The sequence below is a fragment of the Streptomyces sp. CNZ301 genome (assembly GCF_004217425.1).
This window is the reverse complement of the sequence record NZ_SHLG01000001.1, coordinates 2,527,201-2,549,338: the sequence shown is the minus strand read 5'-3', so window position 1 is coordinate 2,549,338 and position 22,138 is coordinate 2,527,201. Positions and strand designations below refer to the sequence as shown.

Here is a 22,138-nt window from a genome sequence, read left to right as displayed (position 1 = left end):
GCCCGGGAGTTGTTCCGAGGGCGCCGCAACCGCCGGGAAAATACGCTCCGGAGGCGTACGAACGCTCCCAGTATCCGCAACGTCGCTGGTCGTCACGTTCTGTATCGGGACTATGTCCCTCTGTGACTGTTCTGGTGTATCGTCCAAGAGGGGGGCGAACCCGGACACGAGGGGGGCGACGGGCGAATGCGCGGCCAATGGACGAACTGCCGGTGGACGAAGCGTCATACACCACGGACACGGTGCCGTCGGCCGGTCCCGCAGGGAGGCCGGAGCGCGGGCGTACCCGCGGGCGTGTGCCGCGTCCGCGCGGCCCGGCGGTACGAGAAGCCTCCGTTCCCCGAGGGGACACGATGACGGCCGGGGGCGCCGCCACGCGCCAGAGCCTCGTGCGGACCCCGGCCGGTGCGCCGGCATTCGCTCCGCCCTCCGCGTCGGCCGCCGCCCCGGACAGCGGTCAACTGCCCGGCGGAAGCAGGCCGGGAGCCACGGTGCCCCCGCGGGACGCGACGACGCCGCGCGGGTCCGGCACCCCGGTGCGCGTGCGGCTCGTGAGCGTGCTGCCCCAGAGCCTGCTCGTCGTCCTCTGCGGGGGCTACGCGGTGGGGGCCGCCTTCGGCTGGGGGTCCGAGCAGGTCTCGCTGTTCATGGGCGACTTCGGGCTGAGCGCCGCCGGGCTGCTCGCCGCCGCCTCGTGCATGCGGTACGCCCGCACGCACCGGGGCACCCAACTGGGCCCCGCATGGTTCCTGTTCGGCCTGTCGTCGCTGATGGCGGCCGCGGGCAACGCTGTCTGGGGATGGTACGAGGTGGTGCTGCACCAGCCGGTGCCCCGCCCCTCGGCCGCCGACTTCTGCTTCGTGCTCTTCGCTCCGTTCGCCATCATCGGCCTGCTCGTGCTGGCCAAGAGGCCCGTCACACGCGCCGGTTGGGTCTGCCTGGGGCTCGACTCGTGGCTGATCGGCGGTTCGCTGCTGACGATCTCCTGGTCGCTCGCGCTCGTCCACACGACGTACTGGGATGGCGACTCGGTGGCGAGTGCGGCGCTCAGCCTCGCCTACCCGCTGCTCGACATCGTGCTGGTGAGCATGGTGCTGGCGCTGCACTTCAGGCGTTCCGCGGCGCACCGTTCGGCCATCAACACCGCCATCGGGGCCCTGGCCCTGACCGTGCTGTGCGATGCGCTGTTCACCTCTCCGATGCTGCGCGAGCACTACACGTCGGGGCAGTTGCTCGACGCCGGCTGGTTCGCGGGTGCGCTGCTGCTCGCCTACGCGCCGTGGGTCAAGGGCGAGCGGGAGTCCGCCCAGCGCGGTCCGGCGCCGAAAGCCGTTCCCGTCCCCACCCCCGCCGCGGCCGGAGCCGCCGCTGCGGCCGCGGAGCGCGAGATCGCTCCGTACGACGACAGTCCGAGCCGTCCGATCGCGGGCTCGCTGACGGCGCTCACGCCGTATCTGGCGGCGGCCGTGTGCACGCTGGGGATTCTCTACAACGCCGTCGCGGGGCGCGAGATCGACCGCGTGGTGCTCTTCACCGCGTGCACCGTCGTGCTCTCCCTGGTGGTACGGCAGGGGATCATGCTGCTGGACAACATCAGCCTCACCCAGGAACTGGCCCAGAAGGAGAACCACTTCCGCTCGCTGGTCCAGGGGTCCAGCGACGTCATCATGATCGCCTCGCCCACGGGGATGCTGCGCTACGTCTCACCCGCGGCGGCGGGTGTCTACGGCCGGGACGGCGACGCCCTCATCGGTTCCGAGCTGGCCGCGCTGATCCACCCCGAGGACCTCGCGCGGGTACTGCACGAGCTTCGGCGCTTCCTGGCGACGCCGCCCGAGCAGGAGCCCTCGACGCGGATCGAGTGCCGCTTCCGGCACGGCCGCGGGCACTGGCTCAACGTCGAGTCGACGGTCAACCGCTACCGCAGCGGCCTCATCTTCAACAGCCGCGACGTGACCGAACGGGTCCGTCTCCAGGCGCAGTTGCAGCACAACGCCTCCCACGACCCGCTCACCGACCTGCCCAACCGGGCGCTGTTCACCGAGCGCGTGCGCAAGGCGCTGGTCGGCCGCCGCGGCGGCGACAGCGAACACGCGGTGCTCTTCATCGACCTGGACGGCTTCAAGGCGGTCAACGACAGCATCGGGCACCAGGGCGGGGACGAACTGCTCGTCGCGGCCGCCCGCAGGCTCCAGGAATCGGTCAGGGCGGGCGACACGGCGGCCCGTCTGGGCGGTGACGAGTTCGCGGTGCTCATCCTCGGCGACGGCAACCCCAGCACGCACGCCGACGCCGAACGCGAGCTGCGCATCCACGAGATCGCCGACCGGCTCCGGATGACCCTCTCCGAGCCGTACACCGTGGAGGGCCGTGAGGTGCGCGTCGCCGCGTCTATCGGCATCGCTTTCGCGCAGCCCGGTATCTCCCCGACCACGCTGATGCGCAACGCGGACCTCGCGATGTACCGCGCCAAGCAGGCGGGCAAGGCGAGGGTCGAGCTGTACACGCCCCGGACGCAGGACGAGGCGGCTGGCACGCAGCCGACCGGCGTCCCGGGCGGCACGGACCGTGCGTCCGCCGCCGGGCGCGAGAACCGGGGCGCCGGTGAGGTGCCGACGACGCCGGTCCCGGCCGCAGTGCCGCAGCCCGGCAGCGAGTTCACGCTGCTGCACCAGCCCGTCGTCGAACTGGCCGGAGGCAGCATCACGGCGGTCACGGCGCACCCCCGCAGACGGTCCGCCCAGGGTGTTCTGTTCACGCCGGCCGAGTTCCTCCGAGCGGGGAGCGGTGACGCAGGTGGAGGAGTGGACGACGCCGGCGGCGGCCGCGGGCCGGGCGACGCGGTCCCGTCCGGCGGCGCGGCCGAGACGGGACGCACCCTGCTGGAAGCAGCCGTGCAGCAGGCAGCGGCGCGGCACGGCGCGGGATTCCCGGTGCCCGTCTCCGTACGGCTGCCCGCGGCATGCCTCACGGAGCCGGGACGGGACGGTCGAACGGTCGAGGCGGTGCTGAGCCGGCAGGAGCTGCCGCCGGGCTCGCTGATCCTGGAGGTGACGGGCGCCGACGCCCGCTTTCCCCTGGACGAGCTGGAGGCGAGGCTCAGCGCACTGCACCGGCTCGGCGTGCTCGTCGCCCTGGACGGGTTCGGCAGCGGACCGCTCGCCGTCTCGGCGCTGCGGCGGCTGCCGGTGGACATCGTGAGACTTGAGCGCGGTCTCGTCGAGGGAGTCTTGGACTCCACAAGGCAGCGCAAGATCACCAAGGGGCTGCTGCGCATCGCGGGGGACCTCGGCCTGATGTCGGTCGCCGAGGGCGTCGATCTTCCCGAACAGGCGGCCAAACTCCGGGAGTTGGGCTGCACCCACGGCCAGGGTGCGGTCTTCGCCGGGCCGCTCGACGAACACCGGTTACGCCACGCCCTCTCCCGGGGCGTGCTGCCCGTGCCCGAGGACCGCACGCCCGCGCGAGGCGTGGCCGCGTGCGGGCGGCCTCAGGGTCCCCCGGGGGCGGGCGCGGCGGGCGGCAGGGGCGGGCACACTCCTTCGGGCCGGGGCGGCAGCCGTTCGGTCGTGGTCGCCGGAGCCCTGCCCGTACGGTTGCAGGAGCGGCGCGAGAACATGCCTCCGTGGCTGGTCTCGGGGGACGTGCAAGAAGCTGTGGAGCCGGTCACACGGCCCCCCGCGCCTTGCCCGCATGCTGAGACGCGTGTCCCACCCACTTGACACGGAAAGTGTGCCGGGGGAGGGTCTGTGCCATGCGCACCCGAATTCTCGTACTTGGAAAGCGCGTCGACTGACCGGGTCCTCGTTCCGGACCTGCGACCACAGCGACGCGCTCCCCTCGCCTGCCTCACGGCACGAGGGGTTTTTTGTTGCATCAGCGCCGGAGTACAAGCTCCGCCACCGAGCATCAACCGCACAAAACGAGCGTCAACCCTCACTCTCGAGAAGAGATCAGCGATGACCGAGCAGTCCACCGCGGCTCCCAAACCCCAGCCGCGGGCCCGCACCGTCGGACAGCAGAAGGCCGCGCCGGCCGCGATGACGGGCGCCCAGTCCCTCATCCGTGCTCTCGAGGAGGTCGGCGCCGACACCGTATTCGGCATTCCGGGCGGGGCGATCCTTCCCGCGTACGACCCGATGATGGACTCCGCCCGCGTCAACCACGTTCTGGTGCGGCACGAGCAGGGCGCGGGCCACGCGGCCACCGGGTACGCGCAGGCGACCGGCAAGGTCGGGGTCTGCATGGCGACCTCCGGCCCCGGCGCCACGAACCTGGTCACTCCTCTCGCCGACGCGCACATGGACTCCGTGCCGCTGGTCGCCATCACCGGGCAGGTCGCTTCGGGTGCGATCGGGACCGACGCCTTCCAGGAAGCGGACATCTGCGGGATCTCGATGCCCGTCACCAAGCACAACTTCCTGGTCACGAACCCGGACGACATCCCGCGCACCATCGCCGAGGCCTTCCACATCGCCTCGACCGGCCGCCCCGGCCCCGTCGTCGTCGACATCGCGAAGGACGCCCTGCAGGGCCGCACGTTCTTCAACTGGCCGCCCACCTGCGAACTGCCCGGCTACCGCCCGGTGACCAAGCCGCACGCGAAGCAGATCCGCGAGGCCGCGAAGCTGATCGCGGAGGCCCGGCGGCCGGTGCTGTACGTGGGCGGCGGCGTGATGAAGTCCAAGGCGACAGCAGAGCTGAAGGTCCTCGCCGAGCTGACGAAGGCCCCCGTGACCACGACGCTGATGGCTCTCGGCTCCTTCCCCGACAGCCACCCGCAGCACCTCGGCATGCCCGGCATGCACGGCAGCGTGGCGGCCGTCACATCCCTGCAGAAGGCGGACCTGATCGTCGCGCTCGGCGCGCGCTTCGACGACCGGGTCACCGGCAAGCTCGACTCCTTCGCGCCGCTGGCGAAGATCGTGCACGCCGACATCGACCCCGCCGAGATCGGCAAGAACCGCGCCGCCGACGTGCCCATCGTGGGAGACGCCCGCGAGGTCATCGCCGACCTCGTGGTGGCGGTGCAGGCCGAGCTGGGCGAGGCGGCCCCCGGCAGCGCCGCCGCCGGCGGATACGCGGACTGGTGGAAGCAGCTGGACCGCTGGCGGGAGACGTACCCGCTCGGGTACGACCTGCCCGACGACGGCAGCCTCTCCCCGCAGCAGGTCATCGAGCGCATCGGCGAACTTGCCCCGGACGACACCGTCTACGCGGCGGGCGTCGGCCAGCACCAGATGTGGGCCGCCCACTACATCGGCTACGAGCGGCCCGCGACGTGGCTCAACTCCGGCGGCCTGGGGACGATGGGCTACGCCGTCCCGGCCGCCCTGGGCGCGAAGGTCGGAAGGCCGCAGAGCACGGTCTGGGCGATCGACGGCGACGGCTGTTTCCAGATGACCAACCAGGAGCTGGCCACGGCCGCCCTGAACGGCGTGCCGATCAAGGTCGCGATCATCAACAACGGCGCGCTGGGCATGGTGCGCCAGTGGCAGACGCTCTTCTACAACCAGCGCTACTCGAACACGAAGCTGCACACGGGCTCCGGCGCCGAGGAGGTGCAGCAGCCCAACAAGGGCACTCGCTGCCCCGACTTCGTCAAGCTGGCCGAGGCCATGGGCTGCGTCGGCATCCGCTGCGAGGACCCCGACGAGCTGGACTCGGTGATCGAGAAGGCCAACGCGATCAACGACCGTCCGGTCGTCGTCGACTTCATCGTCCACGAGGACGCGATGGTCTGGCCGATGGTGGCCGCCGGCACCTCCAACGACGAGGTCATGGCGGCGCGGGGAGTCCGTCCGGACTTCGGCGACAGCGACGAGTGAGCACGGAAGCCCAAGGACTCAAGGACGCACGAGATAGGGAACGACAGATGTCCAAGCACACGCTCTCCGTCCTGGTGGAGAACACCCCAGGCATCCTCGCCAGGATCGCCTCGCTGTTCTCCCGCCGCGGCTTCAACATCGACTCGCTCGCCGTCGGCGTGACCGAGCACCCCGAGATCTCCCGCATCACGATCGTCGTGAACGTGGAGGACCTGCCGCTGGAGCAGGTCACCAAGCAGCTCAACAAACTCGTCAACGTTCTCAAGATCGTTGAGCTGGATCCGGCCTCGGCCGTCCAGCGTGAACTCGTTCTGGTGAAGGTCCGCGCAGACAACGAGGCCCGTTCCCAGATCATCGAGATCGTCTCGCTCTTCCGCGCCAAGACCGTGGATGTCTCGCCGGAGGCCGTCACCATCGAAGCCACCGGCAGCAGTGACAAGCTCGACGCCATGCTCAAGATGCTGGAGCCGTACGGCATCAAGGAGCTGGTGCAGTCAGGGACCATCGCCGTCGGGCGCGGCGCACGCTCCATCACAGACCGGAGCCTGCGCGCCCTGGACCGGTCCGCCTGAGGCGTGTGCCCGCCCGCGTGCGGGCACTCCCCAGCGGGGTACCTCCCGGGCCGCCGGGCCCAGGGGGACTTCGGCCGGGGGTACCCCCGCCGGGCACCGGCCGGTGACCCCTCGCAGTGCGGACCGCCCGGCCGTCGTAGGTTGGGCGGCGCACCCCGTCAAGAAAATCCTTCAGAACCACCCCGGGGGCTTCCCCGGACCCCGAAAGAGGAGAATTCCCAAGTGGCCGAGCTGTTCTACGACGACGACGCCGACCTGTCCATCATCCAGGGCCGCAAGGTGGCGGTTCTCGGCTTCGGCAGCCAGGGCCACGCCCACGCGCTGTCCCTGCGCGACTCCGGGGTCGACGTGCGGGTGGGCCTGCACGAGGGCTCCAAGTCCCGCGCGAAGGCCGAGGAGCAGGGCCTGAAGGTGACCACGCCGACGGAGGCCTCCGCCGAGGCCGACGTCATCATGATCCTGGTCCCGGACCCGATCCAGGCCAAGGTCTACGAGGAGTCCGTCGCCCCGAACCTCAAGGACGGCGACGCCATCTTCTTCGGTCACGGGCTCAACATCCGCTACGGCTTCATCAAGCCCCCGTCCAACATCGACGTGTGCATGGTCGCGCCGAAGGGTCCGGGCCACCTGGTACGCCGCCAGTTCGAGGAGGGCCGCGGCGTTCCGTGCATCGTCGCCGTCGAACAGGACGCCACGGGGCGGGCGTTCGACCTCGCGCTCTCCTACGCCAAGGGCATCGGCGGCACCCGCGCCGGCGTCATCAAGACGACCTTCACCGAGGAGACCGAGACGGACCTCTTCGGCGAGCAGGCCGTCCTGTGCGGCGGTACGTCGGCGCTGGTCAAGGCGGGCTTCGAGACGCTGGTCGAGGCGGGTTACCAGCCGGAGATCGCCTACTTCGAGTGCCTCCACGAGCTGAAGCTGATCGTGGACCTCATGTACGAGGGCGGCCTGGAGAAGATGCGCTGGTCCATCTCCGAGACCGCTGAATGGGGCGACTACGTCAGCGGCCCGCGCATCATCAACGACGGGGTCAAGGCCGAGATGCGCAAGCTGCTCGACGACATCCAGGACGGCACCTTCGCCAACAACTGGATGAAGGAGTACAACGCCGGCCTGCCCAAGTACAACGAGTACAAGAAGGCGGCGAACGACCACCTCCTGGAGAGCACGGGCCGCAAGCTGCGCGGGCTGATGAGCTGGGTCGACGAGCAGGCCTGATCCCTCCGGCCGGTCAGCCGACGCACGTGGCGTCCTGCCTGCCCGCCGCGCGGCGGGCAGGCAGGACGTGCTCGTGCAGGCCGTTGTTCCCGCCGCCAGGCCGAGCGTGCAGGGAACCGGAAGGCACGCCGGCACCGCTGTCCGCTGTCTGTACCTCGCCCGCCACGGCGAGGCGTCACCGGACGAGGGCACTCTGGCGGAGCGCGGCCGCCGTCAGGCCGCCCTGACCGTCGTCCGTTACGCGCCCGGACGTCCCGCCTCACTGATCCTCTTCAACGACATGAGCCACCTCCCGCCGGAGCTCCGCGGCACGGGCGAGCCGCGTGAGATCGACGTCTGAGGTGGGGGCGGGAGCGCGGGCCGTCAGTGTCCGGGGGCCGGTGCCCCGCTGATCAGCTCCACCAGCGCGGCGGGCGCCTTGTCCGGAGAGCCGGCGTCGTACGGCGGTTGCGGGTCGTACTCGATCATCAGCTGCACGGCCTGCGCGTGTTCGTCGCCGGCGATCCTGCCCGCGAGCGTGAGTCCCATGTCGATGCCGGCGGACACTCCGGCGGCGGTGACGTACTTGCCGTCGAACACCACGCGTTCACGCGACGGCTCGGCTCCGAACTCCCTCAGCCGCTCCAGTGTCGTCCAGTGGGACGTGGCCCGGCGGCCGTCCAGCAGTCCCGCCGCCGCGAGCAGCAGCGAGCCGGTGCACACGGAGACCGTCCACGTGGAGGTCGCGTCGACCGCGCGCAGCCAGTCGAGCACCGCCCCGTTGCCCAGGTCCGGTTCGGGACCGCCGGGGACGATCACGATGTCCGGCCGGGTGACTTCGGACAGGGACTTCGCGGCCACCAGCGAGAGGCTCCGGTTGTCGTCCAGTACGGGACCTGCCTGCTCGGCGACGAAGACGGTCTCGGCGTCCGGCAGCGGGCCGAGCGTCTGGTAGGGGCCCACGGCGTCGAGGACGGTGCAGTTGTCGTAGAGGAGAATCGCGATCTGCATGACTTCCCTTTCGGAGACGGTTCGTCGGGCGTAGTCCGGCGCGGCCGGAACGGGGCGTGAGACCCGGAACGAGGCGTGGGACAGGGCCCGTTCGGGCTTCGGTCAGGCTTCGTCGGGGGCGAGTTGCTCGCGGCGCGCACCGCCGGACGGAGGCCGGAAGCGTCGCCGGTATTCGGCGGGCGCCGAGCCCAGCACCCTGACGAAGGCCCGGCGCAGCGCCTCCGGGGTGCCGTATCCGCAGGCACGGGATATCTCCGCGACGCTGTCGTTGCTCTCCTCCAGCAGCCTGCGGGCCTGTTCCAGGCGCACGCGGTCGACGTAGCGGCCGGGCGTCACGCCGGTCTCGGCGAGGAAGGCACGGGCGAAGTGCCGCGGCGAGAGCCGGGCCCGTTCGGTGAGCGAGGCGACGGAGAGATCGCCGTCCGTGTGCTCGCTGATCCACTGCTGGACGTCGCGCAACGGCTCGCGCTGTGCGGTCTGTGCGGAGAGCTGGGCGCTGAACTGCGCCTGGTTGCCCGGACGGTGGAGGAAGACCACCAGGTGGCGGGCGACGTCGAGTGCGACGTCGCGGCCCAGATCCTCCTCGACGAGGGAGAGCGCGAGGTCGATGCCCGCCGTCACACCGGCGGAGGTCGAGAGATTGCCGTCGCGGATGTAGATGGGACCGGGGTCGACTTCGGTGTCCGGGTGGCGGCGGGCGAGGGTGTGGCTGTACGCCCAGTGAGTCGTCGCCCGGCGACCGCGCAGCAGCCCCGCCTCGGCGAGCAGCATCGCGCCGGTGCAGACGGAGACGAGGCGCCGGGCGGAGGGTCCGTGCGCGCGGAGCCAGTCGATCAGGCGGGAGTCGGGGGCGTGAGTGCCCTGACCTCCCGGCACCAGGAGTGTGTCCGGTGCCGGGGCGTCGGCGAGTGCGAGGTCCGGGACGAGCTTGAGGCCACTGGAGGTGCGGACCGGTCCGCCGTCGGGCGAGGCAGTGCGCAGACGGTACGCGCCGGGGTCGCCGGCGGACAGGCAGGCGCCGGCGAACACCTCGACGGGGCCGGTCACATCGAGGCTCTGCACGCCGTCGAAGACGACAACCAGCACGTCTCCGGCGCTTCTTCGGGGTCTCCCGGACATGACCCCGATTCTTCAGGCGGCCGTCGATGTCAGCAACGACGAAGATCCCACCTTTACTGCCATGCGCCTCTGACATGCTCGTCCGCCGTGGCTGTGCCTGCGGTTCGGACGGCCGTGCCTGGGGAGCATGCCTGGGGTGAGGCGGCCTCGGCGCCTTCCCCTGGACCCTGGCGGGTCCGGGGATACCCCTACGACGTCCTCCGGGAGAAACTCATGACAATCGCCGGCCGGCCCGCTCCGTCCTCGCAGCCGACCGATGACCGGCTCGACGCGCTGGTGGCCGGGTTGAGCCTCGAAGAGCGCGTGCGGGTGCTCACCGGCGAGACCCAATGGATGCTCTGTCCGCTTCCTTCCGCGGGGTTGCGGGCGCTGACCGTCTCGGACGGGCCGATCGGCGTGCGCGGCCGCGGACTTGCGCCCACGACGTCGGCGCAGATGCCCGCGCCCTCGGCCCTCGCGGCCACGTGGGACGAGTCGCTGGCAGGGGAGTTGGGCGCACTGATGGCCTGGGAGGCGCGCGCCAAGAGCGCGGACGTCGTCCTCGCGCCGGTGGTCAACCTCCAGCGAACGCCCCTGGCGGGGCGGCACTTCGAGTGCTTCTCGGAGGACCCGCTGCTCAGCGGGCGCATGGCCGTCCCGTACGTGGCCGCGCTCCAGCGGGAGGGAGTGGGCGCGTGCATCAAGCACTTCGTCGCCAACGACTCCGAGACCGAACGCACGAGCTATGTCTCGCGGTTGAGCGTCCGCGCGCTGCGCGAGGTGTATCTCGCGCCCTTCGAGCGGGTCGTGAAGGACGCCGGGGTGTGGATGGTCATGGCCGCCTACAACGGCCTGAGCTGGGGCTCTCCCCGGGAAGGCGAGGGGCCGGGGGAGGGAGCCGAGGAGGCGCCGGCCACCGAGCACCGCGGGCTGCTGCGCGAACTGCTCAAGGGGGAATGGGAGTTCGACGGAGTCGTGGTCAGCGACTGGCTCGCGACGAAGAGCACGGTCGCCTCCGCCCGCAACGGGCTCGACCTGGTGATGCCCGGCCCCGGCGGCCCCTGGGCCGAGGGACTGCTCGACGCCGTGCGCGCCGGTGAGGTCCCCGAGGAGGACATCGACGACAAGGTGCGCCGCATCCTGCGGCTCGCGGCCCGCGTGGGCGCCCTGTCCGAGGCCCTGTCCGATCCCGTGCCCGGTCCCGCTGCGGGGGACGACGGCCAGGACCCGGACGGCCGGGCCCCCGGCGGCCCGCCCCCGCACGAGGAAGCATCCGGGCACCAGCTCGCGACCGCCTCCCTTCTGCGACGGACCGCGGCCCGCGCCACCGTCGTCCTGCGCAACGAGGACGAGCTGCTTCCCCTTCCGCGGGCCACCTCCCGCATAGCGCTGATAGGAGCCAACGCCCTCGACCCGTTCGTCCAGGGCGGCGGCAGCGCACGCGTCACCCCGCCGTACGTCAGCGCCCCGCTGGACGCGCTGCGCGCGGCGTTCCCGTCAGCCGAGGTCACCGGCCACCGCGGCGGCCGGACGCTGCGCCACCTGCCGCTCGTCGACACGGACGTCCTGGAGGGCGGAGCCGTCGAGCTGAGCGTGCACGACGCCGACGGACGGGAGCTGTCGGCCCTGACCCGTACCGCGCCCTGGGACGGTGCCCTGCGCGAGCTCCCCGAGGGCGCGGTGTCCGTACGGGCCGAAGCGCGCCTGCGGCTCGACGAGCCCGGCGAGCACCTCCTGGAGATCGCCCCCGTCGGCGCGCACCGCATCGAGATCGACGGGGAGCTGCTCAGCGAGAGCACCCACAGGGTCGCCGAGGAGGTCCTGCTCGACGCCTCCGCCGGGCACCCCGAGGGTCACCTCCGCGGCGTCACCGTGAGCGGCGAGGCCGTGGAGGTGACGGTCTCGGCGACGGTGCAGGTCGTCGAGGTCAACGGGTTCGGCCGCTTCGCTCGGCTGGAGCTGCGCCATCTGCGACCGGAGCCCGGCACGGACGCGGAGATCGCGGAGGCCGTACGGGCGGCCCGCGAGGCGGACACGGCGGTTGTCGTCGTGGGCACCAACCCCGAGTCGGAGTCGGAGGGATGGGACCGCGCCCACCTCGGACTGCCGGGCCGCCAGCACGAGTTGGTGCGCCGCGTCGCCGGGGCCAATCCCCGCACGGTGGTCGTCGTCAACGCGGGCGCCCCCGTGCTGCTGCCCTGGCTCGACGAGGTTCCGGCGGTGCTGTGGTGGTGGCTTCCCGGTCAGGAGGCGGGGGGTTCCCTCGCCGATGTGCTGACGGGGGCGTGCGAACCGTCCGGGCGGCTGCCCTGGACGCTTCCCGCCGACCCCCGCGACGTCCCCGTCCCGGACGGCATCCCCCGCGACGGAGTGATCGACTACAGCGAGGACCTCGACGTCGGCCACCGCGGCTGGGACCGCCTCGGGCGCCGGCCCGCGCGCGACTTCGGCTACGGCCTGGGCTACTCGGACTGGTCCTACGGCGAGCCGTCCGCCGGGCCGTGGCGGGAAGGGCAGCCGGTGGAGGTGACCGTGCCCGTCCGCAACACCGGCCGGCGGCCCTCCCGTGAGGTCGTGCAGGTCTATGTGGAGCCCCCGCGCGGGGAGGGCTGTCCGCACCGGCCGCTGCGTTCGCTCGCCGGCTTCACCGTCGTCGGCGTGGCGCCCGGTGAGACCGTGCGGGCCACCGTCGCCGTCGAGCCGCGAGCCTTCCAGGTGTGGGACGAGGCCACGCGCTCCTGGCACACCCCGGCAGGCGAGTACCGTCTGCTCACGGCGCACTCCAGCCGTGACGTGCGCGGCGAGGCCGTGGTGTACGCCGGTACGGACGCCACTGCCGGGCAGTGAGGGCACGCCGCGCGGGGACGGCGGTCCGTGATTGATCGTTTACGGGGAGGGGCAGCCCGTACCGCGCCCACGTAGCTACACTGCACGGGCAAGCCGAGCGCGCCACAGGCTCACAGCGTCGTGCGTCTGCCCTGCGCCGTCGCCCCGCGGGGACGACCCCCTCCACCGTCTACGGTCGCCGGGACGTGGCCGTAGTTCCCCGCCGCTGCCCGCAGCGAGGATGATCCTCCCCCTGGGCCTTCGGCCTGGGAGGTGCCCCCATACTGGAGATCACGTGAGCAAACCCGTAGTACTGATCGCCGAAGAACTCTCGCCCGCCACCGTCGACGCACTGGGCCCGGACTTCGAGATCCGGCACTGCAACGGCGCCGACCGGGACGAACTCCTCACCGCCATCGCCGATGTGGACGCGATCCTCGTCCGCTCCGCGACGAAGGTCGACGCCGAGGCGGTGGCGGCCGCACGCAAACTCAAGGTCGTCGCCCGTGCCGGCGTCGGTCTGGACAACGTCGACGTCCCGGCCGCCACGAAGGCCGGCGTGATGGTGGTGAACGCTCCCACCTCCAACATCGTCACCGCCGCCGAACTCGCCTGCGGTCTGCTGATCGCCAGCGCCCGCAACATTCCGCAGGCCAACACCGCGCTCAAGAACGGTGAATGGAAGCGCAGCAAGTACACCGGCGTGGAGCTGAGCGAGAAGACCCTCGGCGTCGTCGGACTCGGCCGCATCGGTGTGCTGGTGGCGCAGCGGATGTCGGCGTTCGGGATGAAGGTCGTCGCCTACGACCCGTTCGTGCAGCCCGCGCGGGCCGCGCAGATGGGCGTCAAGCTGCTCTCCCTGGACGAGCTGCTGGAGGCCTCGGACTTCATCACCGTCCACCTGCCCAAGACGCCCGAGACGCTCGGCCTGATCGGCGACGACGCGCTGCACAAGGTCAAGCCGAGCGTCCGCGTCGTCAACGCCGCCCGCGGCGGGATCGTCGACGAGGCGGCGCTGGCCTCCGCCCTCAAGGAGGGCCGGGTCGCCGGCGCGGGGCTGGACGTCTACGCCAGCGAGCCGTGCACGGACTCGCCGCTCTTCGAGTTCGACCAGGTCGTGTGCACGCCGCACCTGGGCGCCTCCACCGGCGAGGCGCAGGAGAAGGCGGGCATCGCGGTCGCCAAGTCGGTGCGGCTGGCGCTGGCGGGCGAGCTCGTCCCGGACGCCGTCAACGTCCAGGGCGGCGTCATCGCCGAGGACGTGCGGCCCGCGCTGCCGCTCGCCGAAGGCCTGGGCAGGATCTTCACCGCGCTCGCGGGAGAGGTCGCGGTGCGGCTGGACGTCGAGGTGTACGGCGAGATCACTCAGCACGACGTGAAGGTGCTCGAACTCTCCGCGCTCAAGGGCGTCTTCGAGGACGTCGTCGATGAGACCGTCAGCTACGTCAACGCGCCGCTGTTCGCTCAGGAGCGCGGCGTCGAGGTGCGGCTGACCACGTCGAGCGAGTCCGCGGACCACCGCAACATGGTGACGGTGCGGGGCACCCTCAGCAGCGGCGAGGAGGTCTCGGTCTCCGGCACGCTGACCGGGCCGAAGCACCTGCAGAAGATCGTCGCCGTCGGCGAGCACGATGTGGATCTGCCGCTGGCCGAGCACCTGGCCTTCTTCCGGTACACCGACCGCCCCGGCATGGTCGGCACCGTGGGCCGGATCCTCGGCGAGGCGGGCATCAACATCGCCGGCATGCAGGTGGGCCGTGCCACGGCGGGCGGCGAGGCGCTGGTGGCGCTGACCGTCGACGACAACATCCCGGCTCCCGTACTCGCCGAGATCAAGGGTGAGATCGGGGCGACGTCCGCGCGCAGCGTCGACCTCTCCGACTGACCGGGGAGCGGGACAGTACATCCGGGGTGCGCCCGGGCCGTGCGAACACGGCCCGGGCGCACGCCTGTTCACAGGGGCGCGGGGCCGCGCCTACGCCGAGAGCTGAAAGGCAGGACACATGGACGTGACTGGGGGTCCCCCCAGGCCCGCCAGGGCCGAGGGGGAGGGTCCCGCCAGCCCTTCCAGGGCCGAGGGGGAGGGTCCCGCCAGCCCTTCCAGGGCCGAGGGGGAAGAACGGACCTCTCCGCCGCTCACCGGGGGAGAGCGCGAGACCCTGCGGGCCTTCCTCGACTTCCACCGCGAGACCCTGGCCATGAAGTGCGAGGGCCTGAGCGACGAACAGCTGCGGCTCGCCTCCTCGCCGCCGTCCACGCTCTCGCTGCTCGGCCTGGTGCGGCACATGGCAGAGGTCGAACGCGCCTGGTTCCGGCGCGCGATCAACGGCGAGGACATTCCGCTGGTCTGGTCCGACGACGGCGACTTCCAGACGGCGTACGACGCGAGCCGGTCCACCCGGGCCGAGGCGTTCGGCGCATGGCAGGAGGAGGTCGGGCACGCGCGCCGCATCGAGCGGGAGGCGGAGTCCCTGGATGTCACCGGCCACCAGGCCCGCACCGGCGAAGTGGTCTCCCTGCGGCTGGTGATGCTGCACCTCATCCACGAGTACGCACGCCACAACGGCCACGCCGACTTCCTCCGCGAGGCCGTCGACGGGACCACCGGCGCCTGAACGGCCTCGGCCGGGGCGGGTCTCAGTCGCGGGCAGGCGTCCACACGTAGGGCGTCATGGTCGTAACGGCCCGGAAGCCCAGGCGGCGCAGGATCGGCAGACTGTCGTCCGAGGCGTCGACCTGCAGATGCGGCACGCGGCGGGCCACGGCGAGCCGGGCGCGCTCCGCGACGAGGGCCCGGTAGACACCACGGCCGCGCCACTCCGGCAGTGTCGTGCCGCCGCGCAGCCCGGCGATGCCGCGTCCCGCCTGGAAGATCATCCATCCCGCGGAGACGACCTGCCCGCCGGCCCGGCCCGCTTCGGCCACCAGAACCACCGCACCGTCGGGTGCCGCCGCGGCCCGCTCCGTCAGGAAGCGCGCAAGCCAGCTCAGATCCATGTCCCAGATCGCGGCTTCCATCGCCGCGATCCGTCGCATGTCCCCGGCCTCTGTGACGCGGCGGATCGCCACCCCGTCCGGTTGCGGGAAGCCGGCGGCCAACTCCGCGCTCGCGCCGACGAGTACGGTCTTGGCGTCGCCCGCGACGAAGCCCGCCGCCCGCAGCCGTTCGGGCAGATCCGGCGGCTGGTCGTGCGCGTGGACGCGCCACTCGGCCGTCTCCTCCCGCGCGGCGAAACGGTCGCGCTGCCGTGCGATCAGACGGTCCAGGGCGGCGCCGCGCAGACCGGTGTCGCGGGGGCCGAAGACGAAGGCCCGGAAGCCGCCCACGGCACGCACGAGCGGCCCGTCCTGTTCGTACGTCACGCCGAGAGCAGGCTGGGCGGGCGCTCCGCGCATCAACTCGTCGTAGAGGGCCCGAAGTTGCCCATCCGGCTCGTCCCCGGCCCCGTCCCCGCCGCCTCGGCCGCCGTCCCCGTCCGTCACTCCGCAGACGCTACGCACTCGGCACGGCCTCGGCAGGCGGAGCGGAGAAACCGCCCGGCGGGACGGAACCGTGGCCGCCGCATCGCCGGGCGGCGGTCCCCGTGGCCGCTCCGTCCACCGGTCACAGCCGGGCGGTCTTCAGCGCCATGTGCAGCAGCAGCCGGGCGCCGCCGTCGTCGAGGTCGAGGCCGGTGAGGGCTTCGATGCGCGAGAGGCGGTAGTAGAGCGTCTGACGGTGTATGCCCAGCGCCGCGGCCGTCCGTCCCGCCTGGCCCGCGTGGTCGAGGAACACCTCGGCCGTGCGCGCCAGTTCGCGGTGCGCCGGCTGCAACAGCGGCGCGACTGCCGCATCGTGGGCGGCGCCTGCGGGCAGGGCGGCCAGCAGCCGGTACGGGCCGATCGTCTCCCATTCGGCGACCGGCCCCAGCCGCTCCGGTTCCGCGCCTGCGGCCCGCGCCGCGGCGAGCGCCTCCCGCCAGGCGGTGTCGGCGCCGTAGAGCCCGCGGCGGGGTGCGCTGATCCCCACGGTGGCGGGGGAGCGCGGCACGCGCAGCAACTGCTCGGCGGCCGTACGGGCCGGGGCGCGGACCTCCGCCGAGCGAAGCCTCACCAGAGCGGCGAGCACCGGTTGCCGGCCCGGCGCCCGCGCCGGGCCGGACCCGGCCGGAGGGCCGGGCCGGGGGAGGCGGGCCGCAAGCACGCACCGCGCCGTCACATGCGGAAGAACAGGTGCGGCCGCGACTGCGGAACCCTCCAAGTCGCCGCTCGCGTCGTCCGCCGGCCAGGGGGCCACGGCCAGGAGCGCCAGCGGCCCCGAGGCCGCCGGACCGAGCAGCTCACCCAGCTGGGCCGCCGACTCCTCGGCCCTGCCCCGGTCGTCCTCGGTGAGCATCTCCCGCAGCAGGTCTCCCGCACGTGCCTCGGCCTGCGTCTCCGCCGCCAGCAGGGCCCCGATCCGCGACGCCACCGCCATGGCCGACGCCAGCCGGGGGTCGGCGAGGTCGAGCGCCCCGTCGTCCATCAGCCAGATGTAGCCGCGGACGACGCCCCGATGCCGTACGGGGAGGCAGATGCGCCCGTGCTCGACGCCGGCCGACGGTTCGGGGTCGATGCGTACGGGGCCCGTGGCCCTGGTGATGCCGAAGCTCTCGAACCATGCCCGGACCTCGGGGCTGGAGCGGCGCCCCAGGATGGAACGCCTGCGTACCGGGTCCAGGGCGGGTTCGTCGCCCTCGCCGTCCCCCTCGTGGGCGCCGAAGGCGATCAGGGCGAAGTCGCGGGCCTCGAGCGTTGCCGGGGTGCCGAGCAGCGCGCAGACCTCGTCGATGAGTGCCTGGTAGTCCTCGCGCATGGCCATCCCGCTGTCCCGCTGTTCCGAATCCTCGCCGTAGCGCCGTAGCGCCGTAGCGCCGTAGCGCCGTAGCGCCGTAGCGCCGTAGTGCCACAGCGCCGTAGCGCTCTCGTACCGCCGTGCGGTCCTCCTCCGCTCGTCACGGGCGGCCCGCGCCACCATTCTCGTACAGATGTCTGAGATCCGGGACACGGATGCCTGACAGCTGTCGATGGCCGCGGAATGGCGCGATCCTTAGATTCAGGGTGGCTTCCGACGCCATTGCGCTCCGCTCCCCCGTGCACCGTTCCGGTCCGGGTGAACGGACCTCCGCAAGACGCCAGGAGCGCGAAGAAGAACGTCAGTGGAGGTGCCCGTGCTCGGTCCAGTGCTCCTCGCCGCCGCGCGCAGCGACGGCATCCGCCGCTTCGTCTCGTCGACGCCGGTCACCCGCCCCGTCGTCAACCGCTTCGTTGCGGGCGAGCGGCTGGAGGCGTGCATGGAGAACGTGCGGTCGCTGACCGGCCGCGGTCTCGACGTCACCCTCGATCACCTCGGCGAGGACACCACCGTCCGCGCGGAAGCGCTGCGCAACCGCGACGCCTACCTCGCCCTGGCCGAGGCCCTGGCGGGGGAGGGCCTGGGAGTGCGGGCCGAGCTGTCGGTGAAGCTCTCGGCCTTCGGACAGGCGCTCCGGGACGGCGGCCACGACATCGCGCTGGCCAACGTCCGGCCGGTGGTCGAGGCGGCGGCCGAGGCCGGCACCACCGTGACGCTCGACATGGAGGACCACACCACCGTGGACTCCACCCTCGCGATCCTCGCCGAGCTGCGGAAGAGCTTCCCGCAGACCGGGGCCGTGCTGCAGTCCTACCTCTACCGCACCGAGGACGACTGCCGGGACCTGGCGGGGGAGGGCTCGCGGGTACGGCTGGTGAAGGGCGCGTACAACGAACCGGCGTCGGTCGCCCACCAGGACAAGGCCGAAGTGGACCGCGCGTACGTGAGATGCCTGAAGATCCTGCTCTCGGGCAAGGGCTATCCCATGGTCGGCACGCACGATCCGCGGATGGTCACGATCACGCAGGAGCTGGCGCGGCGACTCGGGCGCAAGCACGACGAGTTCGAGTTCCAGATGCTCTACGGCATCCGTGAGAGCGAGCAGTCGCGGCTCGCGGCCGAGGGCCACCGGATGCGCGTCTACGTCCCCTACGGGACCGACTGGTACGGATACTTCATGCGGCGCCTCGCGGAACGTCCGGCCAACCTCGGATTCTTCCTCCGCTCGCTCGCCACCCGCGGCTGAACACCCAGACAGTGCCCTCGTACGAAGGAGAGACGGCAGCCATGGACGCTGTGACCCAGGTCCCCGCCCCGTACAACGAGCCGGTCCACACCTACGCGCCCGGCAGTCCCGAGCGCGCCCGGCTGGAGCGCAAGCTCAAGGAGCTCGCCGAGAACCCGGTCGACCTGCCGATGACCATCAACGGCGAGAAGCGGATGGGCGGCGGCGCACGTGTCGACGTCGTGCAGCCGCACAATCACGGCAAGGTGATCGGCACCTACGCGAACGCCACCAGGCAGGACGCGCAGGACGCCGTCGACGCCGCGCTCACCGCCGCGCCCGCGTGGCGCGCGATGTCCTTCGACGACCGCGCCGCGATCATCCTCAAGGCCGCCGAACTGCTGTCGGGCCCGTGGCGCGAGACGATCGCGGCCTCCACCATGCTGGGCCAGTCCAAGACGATCCAGCAGGCCGAGATCGACGCCCCCTGCGAACTGATCGACTTCTGGCGCTTCAACGTGCACTTCGCGCGCGAACTCCTCGCCGAACAGCCCCCGATCCAGCCCAAGGGCGTGTGGAACCGGCTCGACCACCGGCCGCTGGAGGGCTTCGTCTACGCGATCACGCCGTTCAACTTCACGGCCATCGCCGGGAATCTGCCCACGGCGCCCGCCCTGATGGGCAACGTTGTTGTCTGGAAGCCCTCCCCGACGCAGACCCACTCCGCCGTGCTCCTCATGGAGATGCTGGAGGAGGCCGGCATGCCGAAGGGCGTCATCAACCTCGTCACCGGCGACGGGAAGGACGTCTCCGAGGTGGCGCTGCCCCACCCGGACCTGGCGGGCGTGCACTTCACCGGCTCCACCAAGACCTTCCAGTACCTGTGGAGGACCGTCGGCGAGAACATCGAGCGCTACAAGTCCTATCCGCGCATCGTCGGTGAGACCGGCGGCAAGGACTTCATCGTCGCCCACCCGACGGCCGACGCCGCCGTGCTGAAGACGGCGATGGTGCGCGGGGCCTTCGAGTACCAGGGCCAGAAGTGCTCGGCCGCCTCCCGCGCGTACATCCCGCGCTCGCTGTGGGACAGCGGCCTGAAGGACGAACTCCTCGCGGAGACCGAGGGGTTGGCGATGGGCGACGTCAGTGACCTGTCCAACTTCATCGGCGCCGTGATCGACGACCGCGCCTTCGCGAAGAACAAGGCCGCCATCGACCGCGCGAAGCAGGACCCCACCTGCGAGATCCTCGTCGGCGGCGAATACGACGACTCCACGGGCTGGTTCATCAAGCCCACGGTCATCGCCTGCACCGACCCGGAGAACGAGGTCTTCTCCGAGGAGTACTTCGGCCCGATCCTCGCCGTGCACGTCTACGAGGACGGCGACTGGGAGACGATGCTGGAGCAGATGGAGTCCGTCGCGGCCTACGCCCTGACGGGCGCCGTCCTCGCAAGGGACCGGGCGGCGCTCGCCGAGGCGAGCGGGAAACTCCGCTTCGCCGCGGGCAACTTCTACCTCAACGACCGTCCCACCGGCTCGATCGTCGGCCAGCAGCCCTTCGGCGGCGCCCGCGCCTCCGGCACGAACGACAAGGCGGGCTCGAAGTTCAACCTGCTGCGCTGGATGTCGCCGCGTGCCATCAAGGAGACCCAGGTCGCGCCGACCGACTACCGGTACCCGCACATGGGCTGACCTCCACGGCCCGGCTCCGCACGGGGCCGGGCCGTCGCCGTGCGGAGCCGGGACGGCTGGTGAGGCGGCACGCCGCCTCCGCCGTACGCCGCCTCACCAGCCGTCCCGGTGCATCACCTCCGAGACCGGACGCCGCCGCACGGGGCCGAAGTTGCCCACCGGCCAGCCGACGGGTATCACCGCGAACGTGTTGACCTGCTTGGGGATGCCGAGCACCTGCTTCCACTCCCGCTCCAGCATCAGGTGCCACACGGTGATCGTGGCCCCCAGCCCGAGTCCGCGCGCCGCCAGGAGCAAGTTCTGCACGCCGGGGTAGACGCTGGAGGTCTCCGCGACGGTGCTGAAGACCCCGCTGCGCATCAGCCGCAGCAGCGCACCGGTGCCCAGTGCGTCCCGCATCGCGCGCAGCCCGTCCATGTCGCCCTTGGGCTGGACGTAGCGGTAGCAGGGGATGATCAGCGCCGGGGTGTCGGCGAAGTGGTCGCGCTGGTACTCGATGGCCGCCACCATCCGCCGGTAGGCGCCCTCGTCCATGTTGGGCGGAGTGGCCTTCCCCGCGGACCCGAGGTAGGCGTTCACACACCTGCGCCACAGCGGTTCCAGCCGGGCGATCACCGCCCGGTCGGTCACGACGACGTAGTGGAACTGCTGGAGGTTCGACCCGCTCGGCGCCCACACCGCGGCCTGCACGAGCCGCTCCAGCAGTTCCTCCGGAACCGGGTCGGGCTTCAGGCGGCGCATCGCGCGCATCGTGGACATGGTCCCGAAGAGTTCGGGCGCGTTCGGCTGATCATCTGTCATGGCCGCGGAGTGTAGGGCTCCGGTACGGGCCCACGGCACCGTCGGGACGAGGAACGAGCCTCCCCAACTCCCTGCTAGCGTCGCGTACATGCCGATCCGAGCTGTTCTCTGGGACGTCGACGACACGCTCTTCGACTACACCGGATCCGACCGCGCGGCGGCCCTGCGGCACATCGAGGCCGAACGGCTGCTGGAGCGCCACCCCTCGCCGGAGGCCGCGCTCGGACGCTGGCGGGAGGTCATGGACGAGCAGTTCGCGCGCTTCCTCGCCGGCGAGCTGGGCTTCGCCGAACACCGCAGGGAGCGGGCACGCAGCTTCCTGGGCACCCCCCTGACCGACGAGGATGCGGACGTCTGGTTCGCCCGCTACGTCGCGCTGTACGAGCAGGCCTGGATTCTCTTCCCCGACGCCGTCCCCGCCCTCGACGCGCTCACCCCTGCCTACCGGCACGGCGCTCTCTCCAACTCCTCCACGTCCAACCAGGAGCGCAAGCTGCGCCGCCTGGGTATCCGCGACCGCTTCGAAGTCCTGCTGTGCGCGGACGAACTCGGCCACGCCAAGCCCGCGCCGGAGGCGTTCCACGCCGGCTGTGAGGCGATGGGCCTGCCGCCCTCCGAGGTCGCCTACGTGGGCGACCGGCACGACATCGACGCGCGTGCGGCCGACGAGGCGGGACTGCGCGGCGTCTGGATCGACCGCACCGGCCAGTCTCCTCCGGCCGCCCTGGCCGGGGTGCGCAGGATCACGGGCCTCGCGGAGCTGCCGGCCCTGCTCGCCGCCCTCCTCTAGGACCTGTCCGCGCCCGCGGGTGGCCGACGGACGCCGGTTGCTCCGGCGCCGTGGCCGGATCCGAGTGGTGTTCGTCTCAGATAGTAGGAAGGCCAACTAATTGGCGGGACATCACGGCGTCCGGGTTCTATCTTTGTGGAAGCCGAACGTTCTCGCTCATCCAGCGAGCGGCGGATGAGGCCCGGTGCACCGCGCAGGTGATCCCTGACGCACCGTTCCG

Annotated in this window: 15 protein-coding genes and 1 pseudogene; 11 read left to right on the top strand and 5 right to left on the bottom strand. The window is 71.7% G+C overall.

Going from position 1 to position 22,138, the window contains the following annotated elements:
- Window positions 1–353 precede the first annotated feature (353 nt).
- The 5 genes and pseudogenes from EV375_RS10935 to EV375_RS10915 all read left to right on the top strand — a co-directional run.
- The gene (locus EV375_RS10935) at window positions 354–3,722 is read left to right on the top strand and encodes a diguanylate cyclase domain-containing protein (RefSeq protein WP_130299271.1); all 3,369 of its coding nucleotides are present in this window, start codon (window positions 354–356) and stop codon (window positions 3,720–3,722) included.
- A gap of 237 nt (window positions 3,723–3,959) precedes the next feature.
- Window positions 3,960–5,828 (top strand): acetolactate synthase large subunit, encoded by a 1,869-nt coding sequence (locus EV375_RS10930; RefSeq protein WP_130299270.1) that lies wholly within the window; start codon window positions 3,960–3,962, stop codon window positions 5,826–5,828.
- A 47-nt stretch (window positions 5,829–5,875) separates the two neighbouring features.
- Entirely contained in the window at window positions 5,876–6,400 is a 525-nt protein-coding gene (gene ilvN / locus EV375_RS10925; protein ID WP_028435325.1) for an acetolactate synthase small subunit, read from the top strand.
- A 222-nt stretch (window positions 6,401–6,622) separates the two neighbouring features.
- Window positions 6,623–7,621: a ketol-acid reductoisomerase gene (gene ilvC, locus EV375_RS10920; RefSeq protein ID WP_130299269.1), complete on the top strand. Its 999-nt coding sequence runs from the start codon at window positions 6,623–6,625 to the stop codon at window positions 7,619–7,621.
- A 217-nt stretch (window positions 7,622–7,838) separates the two neighbouring features.
- Window positions 7,839–7,961: pseudogene (locus EV375_RS10915) on the top strand (histidine phosphatase family protein); the annotation flags it as partial.
- A gap of 23 nt (window positions 7,962–7,984) precedes the next feature.
- Here EV375_RS10915 and EV375_RS10910 read toward each other — a convergent pair.
- Both EV375_RS10910 and EV375_RS10905 read right to left on the bottom strand, forming a co-directional pair.
- The gene (locus tag EV375_RS10910) at window positions 7,985–8,611 is read right to left on the bottom strand and encodes a DJ-1/PfpI family protein (protein WP_130299268.1); all 627 of its coding nucleotides are present in this window, start codon (window positions 8,609–8,611) and stop codon (window positions 7,985–7,987) included.
- 102 nt (window positions 8,612–8,713) lie between these two features.
- The gene (locus EV375_RS10905; protein ID WP_130299267.1) at window positions 8,714–9,730 is read right to left on the bottom strand and encodes a GlxA family transcriptional regulator; all 1,017 of its coding nucleotides are present in this window, start codon (window positions 9,728–9,730) and stop codon (window positions 8,714–8,716) included.
- Between the two features lie 213 nt (window positions 9,731–9,943).
- Here EV375_RS10905 and EV375_RS10900 point away from each other — a divergent pair, with 213 nt between their 5' ends.
- The 3 genes from EV375_RS10900 (at window position 9,944) to EV375_RS10890 (ending at window position 15,150) form a co-directional block, all read left to right on the top strand.
- Window positions 9,944–12,556: a glycoside hydrolase family 3 protein gene (locus EV375_RS10900; protein ID WP_130299266.1), complete on the top strand. Its 2,613-nt coding sequence runs from the start codon at window positions 9,944–9,946 to the stop codon at window positions 12,554–12,556.
- A gap of 274 nt (window positions 12,557–12,830) precedes the next feature.
- Complete coding sequence (gene serA, locus EV375_RS10895) at window positions 12,831–14,420, top strand: phosphoglycerate dehydrogenase (protein ID WP_486588405.1); 1,590 nt, start codon at window positions 12,831–12,833, stop codon at window positions 14,418–14,420.
- A gap of 274 nt (window positions 14,421–14,694) precedes the next feature.
- Window positions 14,695–15,150: a DinB family protein gene (locus EV375_RS10890; RefSeq protein ID WP_486588723.1), complete on the top strand. Its 456-nt coding sequence runs from the start codon at window positions 14,695–14,697 to the stop codon at window positions 15,148–15,150.
- 22 nt (window positions 15,151–15,172) lie between these two features.
- On the opposite strand, the gene EV375_RS10885 is transcribed toward EV375_RS10890, so the two are convergent.
- Together EV375_RS10885 and EV375_RS10880 are read right to left on the bottom strand one after the other, a co-directional pair.
- On the bottom strand, window positions 15,173–15,931 hold the full coding sequence (locus tag EV375_RS10885) for a GNAT family protein (RefSeq protein ID WP_130301757.1): 759 nt from the start codon (window positions 15,929–15,931) through the stop codon (window positions 15,173–15,175).
- Between the two features lie 208 nt (window positions 15,932–16,139).
- Window positions 16,140–17,369, bottom strand: a complete 1,230-nt coding sequence (locus tag EV375_RS10880; protein ID WP_130301756.1) for a helix-turn-helix domain-containing protein — start codon at window positions 17,367–17,369, stop codon at window positions 16,140–16,142.
- 355 nt (window positions 17,370–17,724) lie between these two features.
- Here EV375_RS10880 and EV375_RS10875 point away from each other — a divergent pair, with 355 nt between their 5' ends.
- Together EV375_RS10875 and pruA are read left to right on the top strand one after the other, a co-directional pair.
- Window positions 17,725–18,654, top strand: coding sequence for a proline dehydrogenase family protein (locus EV375_RS10875; protein WP_130299263.1), 930 nt, complete (start codon window positions 17,725–17,727; stop codon window positions 18,652–18,654).
- 41 nt (window positions 18,655–18,695) lie between these two features.
- Window positions 18,696–20,327: an L-glutamate gamma-semialdehyde dehydrogenase gene (gene pruA / locus EV375_RS10870; RefSeq protein WP_130299262.1), complete on the top strand. Its 1,632-nt coding sequence runs from the start codon at window positions 18,696–18,698 to the stop codon at window positions 20,325–20,327.
- A 93-nt stretch (window positions 20,328–20,420) separates the two neighbouring features.
- On the opposite strand, the gene EV375_RS10865 is transcribed toward pruA, so the two are convergent.
- The gene (locus tag EV375_RS10865; RefSeq protein WP_486588404.1) at window positions 20,421–21,128 is read right to left on the bottom strand and encodes a nitroreductase family protein; all 708 of its coding nucleotides are present in this window, start codon (window positions 21,126–21,128) and stop codon (window positions 20,421–20,423) included.
- Between the two features lie 88 nt (window positions 21,129–21,216).
- Between EV375_RS10865 and EV375_RS10860 the strand changes: the two genes are divergently transcribed.
- The gene (locus EV375_RS10860; protein WP_130299261.1) at window positions 21,217–21,918 is read left to right on the top strand and encodes an HAD family hydrolase; all 702 of its coding nucleotides are present in this window, start codon (window positions 21,217–21,219) and stop codon (window positions 21,916–21,918) included.
- The last annotated feature ends 220 nt before the right edge of the window (window positions 21,919–22,138 follow it).